This window comes from Stenotrophomonas sp. STEN020, assembly GCF_056760195.1.
The window spans coordinates 1-14,968 of the sequence record NZ_JBRREI010000082.1; the positions used below are offsets into that span (position 1 = coordinate 1).

Annotated in this window: 13 protein-coding genes; 11 read left to right on the forward strand and 2 right to left on the reverse strand. The window is 65.5% G+C overall.

Features of this window, described 5'->3' with window-relative positions:
- Positions 1-389: 389 nt before the first annotated feature.
- The 7 genes from ACVOLZ_RS21025 to ACVOLZ_RS21055 all read left to right on the forward strand — a co-directional run bounded on the left by ACVOLZ_RS21025 (position 390) and on the right by ACVOLZ_RS21055 (position 8,588).
- Positions 390-1,655, forward strand: a complete 1,266-nt coding sequence (locus ACVOLZ_RS21025) for an amino acid deaminase (protein WP_481517818.1) — start codon at positions 390-392, stop codon at positions 1,653-1,655.
- Positions 1,656-1,678: 23 nt separating this feature from the next.
- Positions 1,679-3,034: a GntT/GntP/DsdX family permease gene (locus ACVOLZ_RS21030; protein ID WP_481517819.1), complete on the forward strand. Its 1,356-nt coding sequence runs from the start codon at positions 1,679-1,681 to the stop codon at positions 3,032-3,034.
- 2 nt (positions 3,035-3,036) lie between these two features.
- Entirely contained in the window at positions 3,037-3,912 is an 876-nt protein-coding gene (locus tag ACVOLZ_RS21035; RefSeq protein WP_481517820.1) for a MurR/RpiR family transcriptional regulator, read from the forward strand.
- Positions 3,913-3,915: 3 nt separating this feature from the next.
- Positions 3,916-5,355, forward strand: coding sequence for an N-acyl-D-amino-acid deacylase family protein (locus ACVOLZ_RS21040; protein ID WP_481517821.1), 1,440 nt, complete (start codon positions 3,916-3,918; stop codon positions 5,353-5,355).
- A 33-nt stretch (positions 5,356-5,388) separates the two neighbouring features.
- Positions 5,389-5,787: a RidA family protein gene (locus tag ACVOLZ_RS21045; RefSeq protein ID WP_481517822.1), complete on the forward strand. Its 399-nt coding sequence runs from the start codon at positions 5,389-5,391 to the stop codon at positions 5,785-5,787.
- A 265-nt stretch (positions 5,788-6,052) separates the two neighbouring features.
- Positions 6,053-7,258: a sodium/glutamate symporter gene (gene gltS / locus ACVOLZ_RS21050; protein WP_481517823.1), complete on the forward strand. Its 1,206-nt coding sequence runs from the start codon at positions 6,053-6,055 to the stop codon at positions 7,256-7,258.
- Between the two features lie 88 nt (positions 7,259-7,346).
- The gene (locus tag ACVOLZ_RS21055; RefSeq protein WP_481517824.1) at positions 7,347-8,588 is read left to right on the forward strand and encodes an FAD-dependent oxidoreductase; all 1,242 of its coding nucleotides are present in this window, start codon (positions 7,347-7,349) and stop codon (positions 8,586-8,588) included.
- A gap of 6 nt (positions 8,589-8,594) precedes the next feature.
- Here ACVOLZ_RS21055 and ACVOLZ_RS21060 read toward each other — a convergent pair whose 3' ends face one another.
- Together ACVOLZ_RS21060 and rsgA are read right to left on the reverse strand one after the other, a co-directional pair.
- Positions 8,595-9,851, reverse strand: a complete 1,257-nt coding sequence (locus ACVOLZ_RS21060; RefSeq protein WP_481517825.1) for a flavohemoglobin expression-modulating QEGLA motif protein — start codon at positions 9,849-9,851, stop codon at positions 8,595-8,597.
- A 257-nt stretch (positions 9,852-10,108) separates the two neighbouring features.
- Positions 10,109-11,206, reverse strand: a complete 1,098-nt coding sequence (gene rsgA / locus ACVOLZ_RS21065; RefSeq protein WP_481517826.1) for a ribosome small subunit-dependent GTPase A — start codon at positions 11,204-11,206, stop codon at positions 10,109-10,111.
- 338 nt (positions 11,207-11,544) lie between these two features.
- On the opposite strand from rsgA, the gene ACVOLZ_RS21070 reads away from it, so the two are divergent.
- The 4 genes from ACVOLZ_RS21070 (at position 11,545) to ACVOLZ_RS21085 (ending at position 14,571) form a co-directional block, all read left to right on the forward strand.
- Positions 11,545-12,816, forward strand: a complete 1,272-nt coding sequence (locus ACVOLZ_RS21070) for a pyridoxal phosphate-dependent aminotransferase (RefSeq protein WP_481517827.1) — start codon at positions 11,545-11,547, stop codon at positions 12,814-12,816.
- Positions 12,817-12,825: 9 nt separating this feature from the next.
- Positions 12,826-13,467 (forward strand): SGNH/GDSL hydrolase family protein, encoded by a 642-nt coding sequence (locus ACVOLZ_RS21075; RefSeq protein ID WP_481517828.1) that lies wholly within the window; start codon positions 12,826-12,828, stop codon positions 13,465-13,467.
- 23 nt (positions 13,468-13,490) lie between these two features.
- Positions 13,491-14,162, forward strand: a complete 672-nt coding sequence (locus ACVOLZ_RS21080; RefSeq protein ID WP_481517829.1) for a class I SAM-dependent methyltransferase — start codon at positions 13,491-13,493, stop codon at positions 14,160-14,162.
- A gap of 79 nt (positions 14,163-14,241) precedes the next feature.
- Positions 14,242-14,571 carry a DUF6172 family protein gene (locus tag ACVOLZ_RS21085; RefSeq protein ID WP_481510765.1) on the forward strand — a complete coding sequence of 110 codons (330 nt, stop codon included), beginning with the start codon at positions 14,242-14,244 and terminating at the stop codon, positions 14,569-14,571.
- Positions 14,572-14,968 lie beyond the last annotated feature (397 nt).

Here is a 14,968-nt window from a genome sequence, read left to right on the forward strand (position 1 = left end):
CCCCCCCCCCCCCCCCCCCCCCCCCCCCCCCCCCCCCACCCCCCCCCCCCCGCCCCGGGCGGGGGGGGGGCTTCGCCGCCCCCCCCCCGCCGGCGCTGGGCGCGCCACTACGTTGCATCTTCAGAGCGCTGGCAGCACTCCGATCTGTTGCGGGGTAGCCGACTGGACTGGACCGACAGCCGGTGCCGTGATGAACTGCGCGGGCAGATACTGCGCCACACCGGCGCACTCGCCAGGCGTGTCCAGCCGCCCTTCCAAACTCCTTCGCCCAAACCCCAGCTCAGCCTGACAGGCACCATGCTTACAAGAAAATAATTTTCACGTATTCTCCACCTTTCGCCCCAATAGCCACCCATAATCCCGGGTGACCACGGCAAGAGGCAGGATTCGTGCAGGAAAATTACTTTCATTCCGAAGCAGTTCTAGTCGGCAAGGGGCTCCCCAGTGGTGGCCGCTGGACCCCGGCATCGATTGCCGCAGCCGCGCCATCAATTCTTGCGGAGCAGCTGAGCCTGCCCGCCGCCGTGCTCAGCGCCTCGGCGCTGCAGCACAACCTGCAGTGGATGCGTCAGTTTGCGCAGGCCTATGGCTGCCAGCTGGCGCCGCACGGCAAGACCACCATGAGCCCGGCCCTGTTCCGCATGCAGCTTGATGCCGGTGCCTGGGGCATCACCTTGGCCACCGCGCCACAGACCGTTGCCGCCCATGCCGAGGGCGTGCAGCGCGTGCTGCTTGCCAACCAGCTGGTCGGCAAGGGCAACTTCGAGCTGATTGCCTCACTGCAGCAGCGCGATCCCGGCTTTTGGTTCGCCTGCGTGGTGGACTCGGCCGCCAATGTGGCTGCGCTGGGCAGCTACTTCAGCGCGCGCGGGCAGCAGATCAAGGTTTTGCTGGAGATTGGCCTGGCTGGCGGCCGTACCGGCGTGCGCGATGACGCCCAGGCGCAGGCCGTGCTGGACGAAATTGCGCGCTGGCCGGATGCGGTCGCACTGGTCGGCGTTGAAGTCTACGAAGGCGTCGCTGGAGATGAGCCCGGCGTGCGCGCCATGCTGCGGCGCAGCCTAGCGCAGTGGCAGGCGATCCGCGCCAACGGCGGCTTCCGCCAGTTGCCGGCCATCCTCAGCGGCGCCGGTTCGGCCTGGTTCGACGTGGTGGCCGAAGAATTCTCCGTGCTTGCCAACGATGCGGATGCACAGATCGTGCTGCGCCCGGGCTGCTATCTCAGCCACGACGTCGGCATCTACCGGCAGGCCGCCGAGCGCATCCATGCCAGCAATCCAGTTGCGCGTGAGATGGGCAGCAGCCTGCAGCCGGCATTGCGGCTGTGGGCCTATGTGCAATCACGCCCAGAACCGAGCAAGGCAATCATCGCGCTGGGCAAGCGCGATGCTGCCTTCGATGCCGGCTTGCCGGTGCCTGCGCTGCACTATCGCCCCGGCGATGCAGCGCCGAGCGCTGCCGCCGCGCATTGGAAGGTCACCGCGATGATGGACCAGCACGCCTTCCTCGAACTGCAGCCCGACGATGCACTGCAGGTGGGCGACATGCTCTGTTTCGACATTTCCCACCCCTGCCTGACCTTCGACAAATGGCGCCACCTGCTGGTGGTGGATGACGCACACCGCGTTGTCGGCGCTGTTTCCACGCAGTTCTAACCGCTTCCACCGAGCCTGTACGCATGACCGACGGTAATCTGCTGTTGATCTACGCCGCATTGTCGATCCTTGCACTGATCGTGCTGATCGCCCGCTTCCGACTCAATCCCTTTATCAGCGTCACCCTGGTATCGGTAGGCTTGGCGCTGTTTGCCGGCATGCCGGCGCCGGAGATCCTGCCGGCCTATGAACAAGGCGTCGGCAAGACGCTGGGGCATATCGCTCTGATCGTCGCGCTGGGCACCATGCTCGGCAAGATGATGGCCGAATCCGGCGGCGCCGAGCGCATCGCGCGTACCTTGATCGCCCGTTTCGGCGTCAAGAATGTGCACTGGGCGATGATGCTGATCGCCTTCTGCGTGGGCTTGCCGATCTTCTTTGAAGTCGGCTTCGTGCTGCTGATCCCGATCGTGCTCAACGTCGCCCGTCGCACCGGCGTACCGCTGCTGCTGGTCGGCCTGCCGATGGTAGCCGGCTTGTCGGTGGTGCACGGCCTGGTGCCGCCACATCCGGCGGCGATGCTGGCGGTGAATGCCTATGGCGCCGATGTCGGTCGTACCGTGTTCTATTCGCTGTTGATCGGCTTGCCGACCGCTGCCGTCGCCGGCCCGATATTCGCCAAGTTCGTCGCGCCACGGGTCAAGCTGCCCGCGCACAACCCGATGGAAGCGGCGCTGCTGGACGAAGGCCATGGCCGTATTCCCGACGAGCAGCTGCCCAGCTTCGGCATCACCCTGGCCACCTTGTTGCTGCCGGTAGTGCTGATGCTGCTCGGCGGCTGGGCCGACCAGATCGCAACACCCGGCTCGACGCTCAACCATGGCCTGCGCTTCATCGGCCACTCGGTGGTGGCGCTGCTGCTGGCGACCTTGATGAGCTTCATCACCTTGGGCCTGCTGCGTGGCTTCAGCCGTGAGCAGATCCTCAAATTCACCCAGGAATGCCTGGCACCCACGGCGGCGATCACCTTGCTGGTGGGCGCCGGTGGCGGCCTCAACGGCATCCTCGTGCACACCGGCGTGGCCGCGGAAATCATCGGCCTGTCGCAGCGCTTCGAGCTGTCGCCGCTGCTGATGGGCTGGACCATGGCCGCCTTGATGCGCATCGCCACCGGCTCGGCAACCGTGGCGATGACCACCGCCTCGGGCATCGTCGCGCCAATCGCCGCCGCGATGGGCTACGCCCACCCCGAATTGCTGGTGCTGGCTACCGGTGCCGGCTCGGTGGTGCTGTCACATGTCAATGACGGTGGCTTCTGGCTGGTGAAGGAATACTTCAACATGACTGTCGCCCAGACCTTCAAGACCTGGACGGTGCTCGAAACCCTTATTTCCGTCATCGCCCTGTCCTTGGTGATGGCCCTGTCCATGGTGCTTTGAACATGTCGCAGAATACGTTCGATATCGTCTATGAGCTGCGCCAGCGCCAGCATGAGTTCAGCCCGGTGGAAGCGCGCATTGCTGCAGCCATCCTCGCCGACGTGGATGCCGCCGCGCAGTACGGGGTCAGCGAGTTGGCCGAACGCGCCGAAGTAAGCGCCGCCGCCATCTCGCGCTTCGCCAAGGCGCTGGGTTGCGAGCATGTGCGCGAACTGCGTGCACGCCTGGCCTCGGCAAGTGCGGTCGGCAAGCGCTTCCTGGAGCAGCAGAACGCACCGCCGGTATCCGCGCTGTACGCACAGATCTGCGATGACATCCAGGAAAGCCTGCGCCACAACATCGCCAACCTGAAAGAAGACGTGGTGCAAGGCCTTGCCGATGCGCTGTGCAAGGCGCGGATGATCCACATCTTCGGCCTGGGCGGCTGCTCCACGGTATTCGCGCAGGAACTGCAGAGCCGCTTGGTGCGGTTCGGTCGCCCGGTCTCGGCCTGCAGCGATGCGCTGATGATGAAGATCATCGGCGCCACGCTCGGCCCGGAAGATCTGGTGCTGGTGTTGTCGGTCAGCGGCATCACCCCGGAAATCGTCTCCGCCGCCGATATCGCCCGAACCTACGGCGCCCGCATCGGCGCCATCACCCAGGCCAACACCGCCCTGGCCGAACGCAGCGACTGGCTGCTGCCGATCCAGATCGAGGAAACGGATTTCGTGTTCAAACCCTCCGCTTCGCGCTACGCGATGATGCTGGCGATCGACGTGCTCGCCACCACCACCGCCCTCAGCGATGCCAACGCCAACCACGAGCACCTGCGCCGCATCAAGCTGGCACTGGACCGCCATCGCGGCGGTGATTCACGTCTGCCGTTGGGTGACTGATCCATGCATGATTTTTTGATACGCAATGCCCTGATCTTCGATGGCAGCGACCAGGCTGGCGTGCAGGGTGATGTGGCCATCAATGCCGGGCGCATCGTCGCGGTTGGCCAGCTTGGCGACGCGGCGGCGGCCAATGTGATCGACGCGCAGGGCCTGGCCCTGGCGCCGGGCTTCATCGATGTGCATACCCATGACGACCTGGAAGTAATCCGCAATCCGGACATGCTCAGCAAGCTGTCGCAGGGCGTGACCACCGTGGTCGTCGGCAACTGCGGCATCAGTGCCAGTCCGGTGCATATCCGCGATCAGGTGCCGGACCCGATGAACCTGCTCGGCGATGCCGAGGATTTCCGCTATGCGGATTTCGCCAGCTACCGCAAAGCCGTGGACCTCGCCGGCCCGGCCGTGAACGTCGCAGCGCTGGTCGGCCATACCGCGCTGCGCCAGAACCACATGGACCGGCTCGACCGTGCCGCCAGCGACGACGAGATCAACGCGATGCGCACGCAGCTGCGTGACAGCCTCGCCCAAGGCGCACTCGGCCTGAGCAGCGGCCTGGCCTATGCCTCGGCCTTCAGCGCGCCATCGTCAGAAGTGGATGCGCTGGCAGCTGAGCTGCCGCGCGACGGGCTGTATGCCACCCACCTGCGCGACGAATTCGGCGGCATCCTCGATGCAATGGAGGAAGCCTTCAACGCCGCACGTGCACCGCAGGCCGCGGTGCGCGTCTCGCACCTGAAGTGTGCCGGCATCGACAACTGGGGACGCAGTGGCGAAGTGCTGGCCAGCCTGCACGCCGCTTCGGCCACCCAGGATGTCGCCTGCGACTGCTATCCGTACGCTGCCAGCGCCTCGACGCTGGACCTGAAACAGGTCACCGACGCCTTCGACATCCTGATCACCTGGTCCGAGCCCGAACCCGGCCAGGGCGGTCGCCTGCTGGCCGCAATCGCCGCCGACTGGAATGTGTCACTGATGGATGCCGCGATCCGCCTGCAACCAGCCGGTGCGGTCTACCATGGCATGAACGAGGCAGATGTACGCCAGATCCTCGTCCATCCGCTGACCATGATCGGCTCGGATGGCTTGCCGCGCGATCCGCGCCCACATCCGCGGCTATGGGGCACCTTCCCGCGCGTGCTTGGCCACTACGCCCGCGATGAGCAGCTGTTCCCGCTGCACACCGCCGTGCACAAGATGACCGGTCTACCGGCGTCGCGCTTCGCGATGGGAGCGCGCGGTTTCATCCGCGCTGGCTGGTACGCCGACCTGGTGTTGTTCGACCCGGCGCGGGTGCGCGACACCGCAAGTTTCCACGACCCGATCCGCGCTGCCGAAGGCATCAGCGCGGTCTGGGTGAACGGCTGCCTGAGCTACGACGGCAAGCAGGTCGTTGCCCGCGCCGGCCGCTTTGTCTGCCCCGAGGCTGCCCCGGCAGCCTGAGTTGCAACCGCTGTACCCATATAAGGAATACCGATGAGTGACATCAAACGCTATGGCGCCGAAGGCGGCGTTGGCCAAGGCAAGCAGCACATGCCGTTCTCGCGCGCAGTCGAAGCCGACGGCTGGCTGTTCGTGTCCGGGCAGGTACCGATGCGCAACGGCGAACTGGTCGCCGGCACCGTAACCGAGCAGTCGCACGTTGTCATCGGCAACGTGCTGGAGATCCTTGCCGAAGCCGGCTATGGCCCCGAGCATGTCGTGCGCTGCGGCGTGTGGCTGGACGATGCCCGTGATTTCTACGCCTTCAATGGCGTGTTCAAGCACTACTTCGGCGAAAACCCACCAGCCCGCGCCTGCGTCGAAAGCCGCATGGTGGTGGACTGCAAGGTAGAAGTGGATTGCGTGGCCTACAAGCGCCCGCAGCGCGACTGATGCGCCTGCAACGTCCGGCTGGGGCACGCTTCGCTGTAGAGCCGAGCCATGCTCGGCTGAAGCTGTACCGGTAATGCCTCTGCCGAGCATGGCTCGGCACTACATCTGGATTGCTGGGAAAGCCCCTGCCGAGCATGGCTCGGCACTACACCTGTCCATGGCTCCGATCTGACCTTTATGCCCAACCAGTGCCAATAGGCCCGGTTGCTATTGTGCGTAAGGAACGACAAAGTTCGCCCTTCGCTGGTGTAAGGTCCCCCTCCCTATGATTCAACTTGACGCCGTACAGACGGTCGCCTTCGCGGGCTTGACCCTGTTCGCCGGCTACGCATTGTGCCGTGCCATCCCGTTTTTCCGCCGCTACAACCTGCCTGAACCGGTGGTTGGCGGCCTGCTGGTGGCATTGGCCGTATGGTGGGCGCATGGTCAGCAGACCACCCTGTTCACACTCGACACCACCCTCAAGACTCCACTGATGGTGGCGTTCTTCACCACCCTGGGCATCAACGCCAGCCTGCGCTTGCTGCGGGTCAGCGGCAAGCAGGTGATGTTGTTCCTGCTGATCGGCAGCATCTTCGCGGTGCTGCAGAACCTGATCGGCATCAGTGTGGCCAAGATGTTCGGCCTGAACCCGATGTTCGGCGTGCTGGCCGGCTCGGCCACGCTGACCGGCGGCCCGGCCACCGGCCTGGCCTTTGCCGGGCATTTCGAGCAGGCCGGTCTGGTCGGCGCGGAAAGCCTGGCGGTGACGGCGGCCATGGCCGGCATCATCTGCGGCGGCCTGGTTGGCGGCCCGGTGATCACCGTGCTGATGCAGCGCTTCAAGGTGAAACATCCCAGCCAGAAGGCCACCGGCGCGCAGCTCGGTGAGGACGAAGCAGTCACCGTGCGCTACCCCAGCGAGTCGGCGCGTGAGTTCGACGCGCTCAAGAGCATCGTCGTGCTGCTGATGGCGATGTGGCTGGGCGTGTGGGTGGGCAAGGGCTTCGAAGGCATGGGTCTGACCCTGCCAACCTATATCGGCGCGATGCTGGTTGGCGCGGTGATCCGCAACATCGATGACTACACCGGCTGGATCAAACTGTCGGTACCCACCACCGACCTGATCGGCAATATCAGCCTGGCCTTGTTCCTGGCCATCGCACTGATGGATCTGAAGCTTTGGGAATTGGCGGGTATGGGCCTGCCGCTGCTGGTCAACCTGATCATCCAGGTGTCGGTGGTGGCGCTGTTCGCGGTGCCGATCTACTGGTTGATGGGCCGTGACTACGACGCTGCGGTAATGGGCGGCGGCTTCATCGGTTTCATGCTCGGCACCACCGCCAACGCCATGGCAGTAATGCGGCGGCTGGCACAGCGCTACGGGCCGGCGCCGCGCGCCTTCCTGGTGGCGCCGCTGGTGGGCGCATTCTTCATCGACTTCATCAATGCGCTGATCATCACCGGCTTCCTGAACTTCTGGCCGCACTAAGCCGCCGGTTCCGTGCGCCATACCCGTGCCTTGTGCACGGGTTGGCGCGACAATGGGGCCCTACTCGTCCTGTAGCACCGCTCCGCTGATGACATCCAACGCAGTCCCCACCCCTTCTTCCCGCCCTGACCTGATCGTCATCGGCGCTGGCGTGGTGGGCCTGGCCACCGCCTATGCTGCGGCAAAGCGCGGCTGTTCGGTGCTGCTGCTGGATCGCAATGCCGGCCCGGCACTGGGCACTTCGTTCGCCAACGGCGCACAGCTCAGCTACGCCTATACCGACGCGATGGCCGGCCCAGCGACCTGGGCACAGCTGCCGGAAATGGCCTTCGGCCGCAACGGGCCTTTCCGCACACGCTGGTCGGCTGATCCGGATTTCCTGCGCTGGGGTCTGGCCTTCCTGCGCCAGGCCAACACGGCAGCCCTCCAGCGCAATACCTTGGCCACGCTGGAACTTGCACTGGAATCGCGGCAAGCCATGCGGGCTTTGCTGCAACAGCACCCCATCGATTTCGACCACGAGGTCTCCGGCAAGCTGCACCTGTACCCGTCCGCCGAGGGCGTGCAGGGAGCCGCGGCGATGATTGCGCTCAAGCGCGGTTACGGCGTGCAGCAACGCTTGGTCAACGCGGCTGAGGCCACCGCCATCGAACCTGCGCTCAGCGGCGCGCCTTGGTTGGCTGGTGGCGTTTACTCACCCGAGGAAGAAGCCGGCGATCCCTACCGCTTCAGCCAAGGTCTACTGCAGATCCTGCAGCAGCAATACGGCGTGCAGGCACTGTTCGGCTTCGATACGCAGTCACTCCGTCGTGCTGATGGCCGCTGGCAGTTGCAGGCCCGCGACGGCCGCAAACTGCAGGCACAACGTGTGGTGGTTTGCGCCGGCATCGACAGCCCTGCCCTGCTCAAATCTTTGCGCCTGCGCATACCAGTGATGGCAATCAAGGGCTATTCCTTCACTGCACCATTGGGCGCCAATGCACCACAGGTCAGCATCACCGACACCAAGCGCAAGCTGGTGTTCTGCCGCCTTGGCGAACGCATCCGCGTCGCTGGCCTGGCCGACCTCAACGATTGGAATCCCGCGCCCGAACCGGCGCGGCTGGCAACACTGATCGCACAAGCACGTGCCTCGCTGCCCGAGGCAGCCGACTACGAGCACATCGAAAGCAGCTGGGCCGGCCTGCGTCCAGTCACGCCGTGGACCTCACCGATCATCAAGAACCTCGGCGATGGTCTGGCCTGCAACATCGGCCATGGCATGCTCGGCTGGACGCTGGCGATGGGCAGTGGCGAACGCGCAGTGCAGCAGTTGCTGGGCACGCCCTGAGTCAGCTCAGGTTTCGCTGATCTGGTCCATGCGGATACGGTTGGCGAACAGCGAGAACGCCAATGCGCCGGCAAGGCCATTGGCGCGATTGATCCACTGCGGTAACCAGCGCGGCGGCGCCAGCACCCCGGCATCGAACAGCGGCGTCAGCGTCTGTGCATCTTCCAGCGTCATCTTGCCGGCAAACAGCCAGCGACAGGTCTGCAGCTGCTCATCGCGCAGCATCTGCCGGAAGAACGTGTGCACCGACACCAGCCCGCGCAGGTAGACGGTGTCCTTGGTGAAAGCCGCGCCGCCACTGGTGGGAACGCCACGGAACACGCGTTGTGCGGAGGAGAAACTTTCCTCGGCAGTCTGCCCGGCGCCACGGAAGTAATTGAAGACCTCGATGAAATCGGCGCCATCGCGCGCCATCGCAATTGCCTCGATACGCAGGCTGATGCGCTTGAGCCGCTGGATGTCGATGCTGCCGGTGATCTGCTCGGCAAACGTAGCCAGGCCTTCCTGGGTCGCGGTGATACGCGGCGAAGACAGCGCCAGGCTGGGCAAAACCAGCTGATCGCGGCCATTGAGCGCAGTCAGCGAATGCACCAGTGCCTCATGGTGGTAGAGCTGGGCGCGGTCATAGGCGCTGAAAGTGGCGCGGGTGCGCAAGCGGATGCGGGTTGCACCGGCGGCAGCCTTGGCAATCAGTTCCGGGTCCAGCTCCACGCTGATCATGCGCCCGGCGAAGAATTCATCCAGGTCGCTCTGCAGCATCAACTGCAAGGCCGTGGCCGATACCGGTACCTGTTCTTCCGGTGCCAGCAACTCGTGGTCCAGTTCCTGCGCGATCTGGATGAAGTGCCGCGCCGCATCGCGCGTGGTCGGGCCATTGCCCGGCATCGGCTGCTCGGGTACGCCGAACAGCTGGGTGGAATAGTCATCCACCGCGCGCGTGCCCAGGCCTTCCAACAAACTGGCGGCCAGGTCCCAGCTGCGCGCCGAATCCTGGATGTAGCAGCCCAGCGGATGGCTCGCATCCACCGCGTCCATCACCGCCGCCAGTTCGCGCCGCGTTTCACTGAAGTCGAGCTTGGGGTAGTCCACCTGCGGCAGCAGCGGGTTGCCGCGCGCCACGCTTTCCAGGAACGGTGCCTGCGTGTTGGCTGGCCAACTGGTCAGGCTCAGCAGACGGATGCCTTTGACCGCCGCCACCATCCGCGCATCCAGCGCCGCGTGATGGCTGATGGCTGGATCGTTGTGGGTCTCAACCGTGTCCATGCCTGCCTCTTTCAAATCACGTAGTTACGCGCAGTGATCGCGCTCTTTGTAGGAGCGTCGCTGGGTGGCCTCTGGCCATAAGCCGCGAAGCCACGATTGCATCAACGCGCGAACAGCTTACCCCTCCCCAGCCCGTCCGGCCCGAAGGCATAGCCTTCGGTCGTTCATCAGGCCGCGCGCCAGTGGCGCGCAAGCGGGCCTTCTTCACCCCCTTCGCTACGCGAAAGGGAGGGAGCAAAAGCAGACAAACGCCGACTTCAGCGCCGTTTGCCCTTGTTGATCGGCCGCCACTGCGCACCGCGCCCGCTATGCTTGCGCTCGGTCGCCTGCTCGGCCTGACGCTGGGCAAGTTTGGCTGCGGCCTGCGCCACTTCCTCGCGCAGCTTGAGGTAGCTCTCCAGCCGGCTTTCGTCGACGTCACCGCGCTCGATGGCCTCCTGCACCGCGCAACCCGGTTCGCTGTGGTGCGAGCAATCGCGGAACTTGCATTGCGTGGTCAGCTCTTCGATGTCGGCGAAGCCACCTTCAGCCAGGGTTTCCTCGCCGGTCGGCTTGAGCTCGCGCATGCCGGGCGTATCGATCAGGCAGGCACCGTAGGGCAGCGGCATCAGCGCGCGATGGGTGGTGGTGTGGCGACCACGCGAATCATTGCTGCGAACTTCGTTGGTCTTCATCCGGTCCTCGCCCAACAGCGTGTTGGTCAAGGTGGATTTGCCGGCACCAGAGGAACCCACCAGCACCACGGTATTGCCCGGGCCCAACCACGGCAGCAGGGCGGAGACGCTTTCCGGGTCCTTGCCGTTGATCGCCAGCAGCGGAATCTGCTGCGCGGCCAGGTCTTCCAGCACCGCCAACGCGTCTTCGCTGTACTCGGTCTGGTCGGCCTTGGTCAGCACCACCACCGGTGACGCACCACCGCCGCCAACCAGCAGCAGGTAGCGCTCGATGCGGCGCGGGTTGAAGTCAGCGTCCAAGCCACAGACGATGAACACCGTATCGATGTTGGCCGCGATCACCTGCTGGTGATAGTGCTCGCCGGCAGCACCACGCTTGATCGAGGTATGCCGTGGCAGCAGTGCGACGATGCGCTTGCCATCCAGCAACACCCAGTCACCTACCGCTGCCCGCTCATGGCTGGGGAAGCGCGGGCGCTGCCATTCCGGCGGCGACTCGGTCTTGAGGCTGTTGTCGGGCGCATCGGCGACCACGTAGCCGGAACGGTGCTGCTCGATCACCCGCCCCGGACGGGCCTGCGGGTGGGCGGCAAAGGCCTCCTGCCATTGCGAGTCCTCGGGAGCACCGGGCCAGGGCCAGCCGATATGGCGCAGCGAATCGAAGTCGATGGAATCAGTCATTCGGGGATTCTACCGGGGTGGGGCTTGGCACCGGGAATGGCGGTTCAGTTGAGCCTGGGTCTGGACATGAGCAAAAGCCAAAGCCAAAGCCAAAGCACCCCTCCCCGGCCCAACCCCAATCCGCGGGAGACAAAAGGGGGGGAAGGGTTGGGGCACCCCCAATTAGCCCCCGCAGGGGGGGGGGGGGGGGGGGGGTGCCTTCGCCCTTGCTCCGTCAGTTGTTTTTACCTGCAACCAATCCCGAGTCCCGCCCCCTGCTTCCGGCCCGCAAACCCGCGCCCCGCAACGCAACAATTCGGCTACCATGCAGAATCCATGCCCTTGATGGCCCTGAGAAAATGTCAAGCCCTGTCAAACCGCTAGCCACCCGTGAACGTCTGTCGGAAGTCCGCTACGAAATCCGTGGTGAACTGGCCCGACGAGCGCGGGAGTTGGAGGCCCAGGGCCGCAAACTCATCAAGCTCAATATCGGCAATCCCGGTGCATTCGGGTTCCGTGCGCCTGCACATCTGCAGCACGCCATCGCCGATGACATGGGCCGCACGGATCCCTACACCCATCAGCAGGGTCTGCCGGTAGCACGTGAAGCTATCGCCGCCGCCTACGCGCGTCGTGGTGCCCCCGATGCCGTCGCTGACCGAGTGTTCCTGGGCAACGGCGTATCCGAGCTGATCGACCTGTCACTGCGCGCCCTGCTCAACCCGGGCGATGAAGTGCTGGTGCCCTCGCCGGATTACCCGCTGTGGTCGGCCGCCACCATCCTCAACGACGGCCGCCCGGTGTATTACCGCTGCCGTCCGGAAAACGGCTTCCTGCCCGATCCGGTGGAGATGGAAGCGCTGGTGTCCTCGCGTACCCGCGCCATCGTGCTGATCAACCCGAACAACCCAGTCGGCGCCAGCTACCCGCGCGAGCTGCTGGAAAAAATCGTCGCCATTGCCCGCAAGCACAATCTGTTGCTGCTGGTGGACGAAATCTACGACCAGATCCTGTACGACGGCACGCAGTTCCAGCCGGTCGCACCGCTGGCCGGCGATCATCCCTGCCTGACCTTCAGCGGCCTGAGCAAGGTGCATCGCGCCTGTGGTTGGCGCGTGGGCTGGATGCTGCTGTCCGGTGCCGGCGAGCAGCTGGGCGAATTCCGTGCCGCACTCGACCTGCTCAGTGCCCTGCGCCTGTGTGCCAACGTGCCCGGCCAGTACGCCATCGAAGCCGCGGTCAACGGCCCGGATACGATCTCTGAACTGTGCAGCCCCGGCGGACGTCTGTACGAAACCCGCCGCGCGGTGATCGAGGCCTGTGAGGCCAGCGAGCATCTGTCGCTGGTGGTGCCGTCTGGCGCGCTGTACGCGTTCCCGGCAGTTGTCGGCCCGGCCGCACAAGGCTTCGACGACCACGACTTCGCCCTGCAGCTGATGGAAGAAGAAGGCGTGCTGGTGGTGCCGGGTTCCAGCTTCAACGTGCCCTACCGCAACCACTTCCGCGTGACCTTGTTGCCCGAGGCCAGCGTGATGCGCGAGGTCTTCGGTCGCATCGACAAGCTGCTCAGCCGTCGCGCCGAGGCGGTCACCAAGGTCGTGCAGCTCAAGCCGCGCAGCGCGGTGGGCTGATTGGTCTTGATCAGCGAAACCGCAGCCACTTCCACGTCATACCTGGCGCTGGGCGACTCCTACACCATCGGTGAAGGCGTGCCCCAAGCCGGTACCTGGCCGTTCCAGCTCGCCGCCGCGCTACGCGCACAAGGCATCGTGCTGGACGACCCACAGGTCATCGCCACCACCGGCTGGACCACCGACGAGCTGGCTGCCGCCATCGACGCCGAGGCCCCGCAAGGGCCGTACGCGCTGGTCAGCCTGCTGATCGGGGTCAACAACCAATACCGCGGGCGGCCGCTGGCCGAATACCGGCAGCAGTTCGAGCAGCTGTTGCAGCGCGCGATCGCGCTGGCTGGCGAAGACCCGCGTCGAGTGCTGGTGCTGTCCACGCCGGACTGGGGCTTCACCCCGTTCGCGCAGCAGAACGGCCGCGATGCGGCCCAGGTTGCCCGCGAGATCGACGATTTCAACGCCGCCGCACACGCCTGCTGCGGCGACTACGGCGTAGCCTTCGTTGACATCACCCCGACCAGTCGCGACGGTGGTGAAACGGTTGAGATGCTGGCCGATGATGGCCTGCATCCTTCTGCCGCCATGTACGGGCGCTGGGCGCAACTGGCGCTGCCGGTCGCAGCCGAGCTGCTCAAGCCAGCATCGGCCGCTTGAACCGCCCGCAAGCCACTCCGGCCATGGCCGGCGAACGCGCGCGCATGATTGCCCAAGCCTTCGCGCCACGGCGGTTCTGGGGCCATCGCGGCGACTATTACTACGCCCTGCTGAAGCTGCGCAGCGACCCGCTCTACCCGGGCGTGCTCGACGTGCTGCGCGGCAGCAGCGCACCACTGCTCGACATGGGCTGCGGGCTGGGCCTGCTGGCCCATGCGCTGCGTCATGACGGGCAGCACATGACCTATCTGGGCCTGGACAGTGACGCCTCCAAGATCCAACGCGCCACAACCGCAGGCGGCCGGAGCAAGCTGAACGACGCCAGCTTCGCCCCGATTGATCTGCTGGCAACGTTGCCGACCCATCAGGGCAGCGTCGCCATTCTCGACGTGCTGCAATACCTGCCTGCCGCCGCCCAGCCCGGGCTGCTGCAGCGTGCGGCGGCGATGTTGAGCGCCGATGCACGGTTGGTGATCCGCATGACCGTGGCTGACGGCAGCCGCCGCAGCGGCGTCTCACGGGTGGCCGACCGTGCCGCCAACCTGATTGGCTGGATGCGCTCGCGCCCGCGCGACTACCTGGATGTGGACGCTGTACGTGCCCATTTGCAGCAGGCTGGGCTGATCGTCAGCCTCACCCCGCTGTACGGCAACACCCCATTCAACAACTGGCTGCTGGTCGCCCGTCGCGGTTGAACCACGGTCAAGCCGTTTGCACCGATAATGGTGCCATTCCCTGCCGGCCCAACCGGGCTGGCGCAGCAACGAGATTCCCGTGAAGAAGACCTATAGCCTCGCCATCGAAGGCAAGCACCCCGACCGCCTGCTGGAAGCCAGCAAGCACGACATCCGCAAGTACACCAAGCGTGAGCGCGGCAAGGCACTGCCGGCCGGCGCCGATTCCTGGGGTTTCGACAGCAAGCTGGGCGTGGACGAAGCCTCGGCCAAGCCGGTGGGCTACGACGAGCTGTTCCGCGCAATCGACGCGCTGGTAGCCGCAGGCAACACCCAGTTCTACGTCGAAGTGGTGAGCAAGACCGCCAAGCGCAGCCCGCGCCCGGTAGCCGACGCAGCCCCGGCGGCAGAGACCGATTTCGAAGATTGATCGCCAAAGCCCCGGCGCCGCAGGCAGAAGGGGCAAGCGGTAGTGCCGAGCCATGCTCGGCAGAGGCTTTCCCAGCACCAGCAAATCAGGTGTAGTGCCGAGCCATGCTCGGCAGAGGCTTTCCCAGCAAAGCCGCTGTAGTGCCGAGCCATGCTCGGCAGGGGCTTTCCCAGCAAAGCCGGTGTAGTGCCGAGCCATGCTCGGCAGAGGCTTTCCCAGCAAATCAGGTGTAGTGCCGAGCCATGCTCGGCAGAGACTTCCCCAGCAAAGCCGGTGTAGTGGGGGGGGGGGCGGGGGGCCGGGGGGGGGGGGGGGGGCGGGCCCGCCCCGGGCGGGCGGCCGCCGCCCAACAACCACCCCGCCGCCGGGGGGGGGGGCCCCCCCCGGGGGGGGAGCC

Coding starts and splice junctions, on each gene's coding strand:
- ACVOLZ_RS21030 (WP_481517819.1), top strand. CDS start 1,679: ATGACCGACGGTAATCTGCTGTTGATCTACGCCGCATTGTCGATCCTT.
- ACVOLZ_RS21035 (WP_481517820.1), top strand. CDS start 3,037: ATGTCGCAGAATACGTTCGATATCGTCTATGAGCTGCGCCAGCGCCAG.
- ACVOLZ_RS21040 (WP_481517821.1), top strand. CDS start 3,916: ATGCATGATTTTTTGATACGCAATGCCCTGATCTTCGATGGCAGCGAC.
- ACVOLZ_RS21045 (WP_481517822.1), top strand. CDS start 5,389: ATGAGTGACATCAAACGCTATGGCGCCGAAGGCGGCGTTGGCCAAGGC.
- gltS (WP_481517823.1), top strand. CDS start 6,053: ATGATTCAACTTGACGCCGTACAGACGGTCGCCTTCGCGGGCTTGACC.
- ACVOLZ_RS21055 (WP_481517824.1), top strand. CDS start 7,347: ATGACATCCAACGCAGTCCCCACCCCTTCTTCCCGCCCTGACCTGATC.
- ACVOLZ_RS21060 (WP_481517825.1), bottom strand. CDS start 9,851: ATGGACACGGTTGAGACCCACAACGATCCAGCCATCAGCCATCACGCG.
- rsgA (WP_481517826.1), bottom strand. CDS start 11,206: ATGACTGATTCCATCGACTTCGATTCGCTGCGCCATATCGGCTGGCCC.
- ACVOLZ_RS21070 (WP_481517827.1), top strand. CDS start 11,545: ATGTCAAGCCCTGTCAAACCGCTAGCCACCCGTGAACGTCTGTCGGAA.
- ACVOLZ_RS21080 (WP_481517829.1), top strand. CDS start 13,491: ATGGCCGGCGAACGCGCGCGCATGATTGCCCAAGCCTTCGCGCCACGG.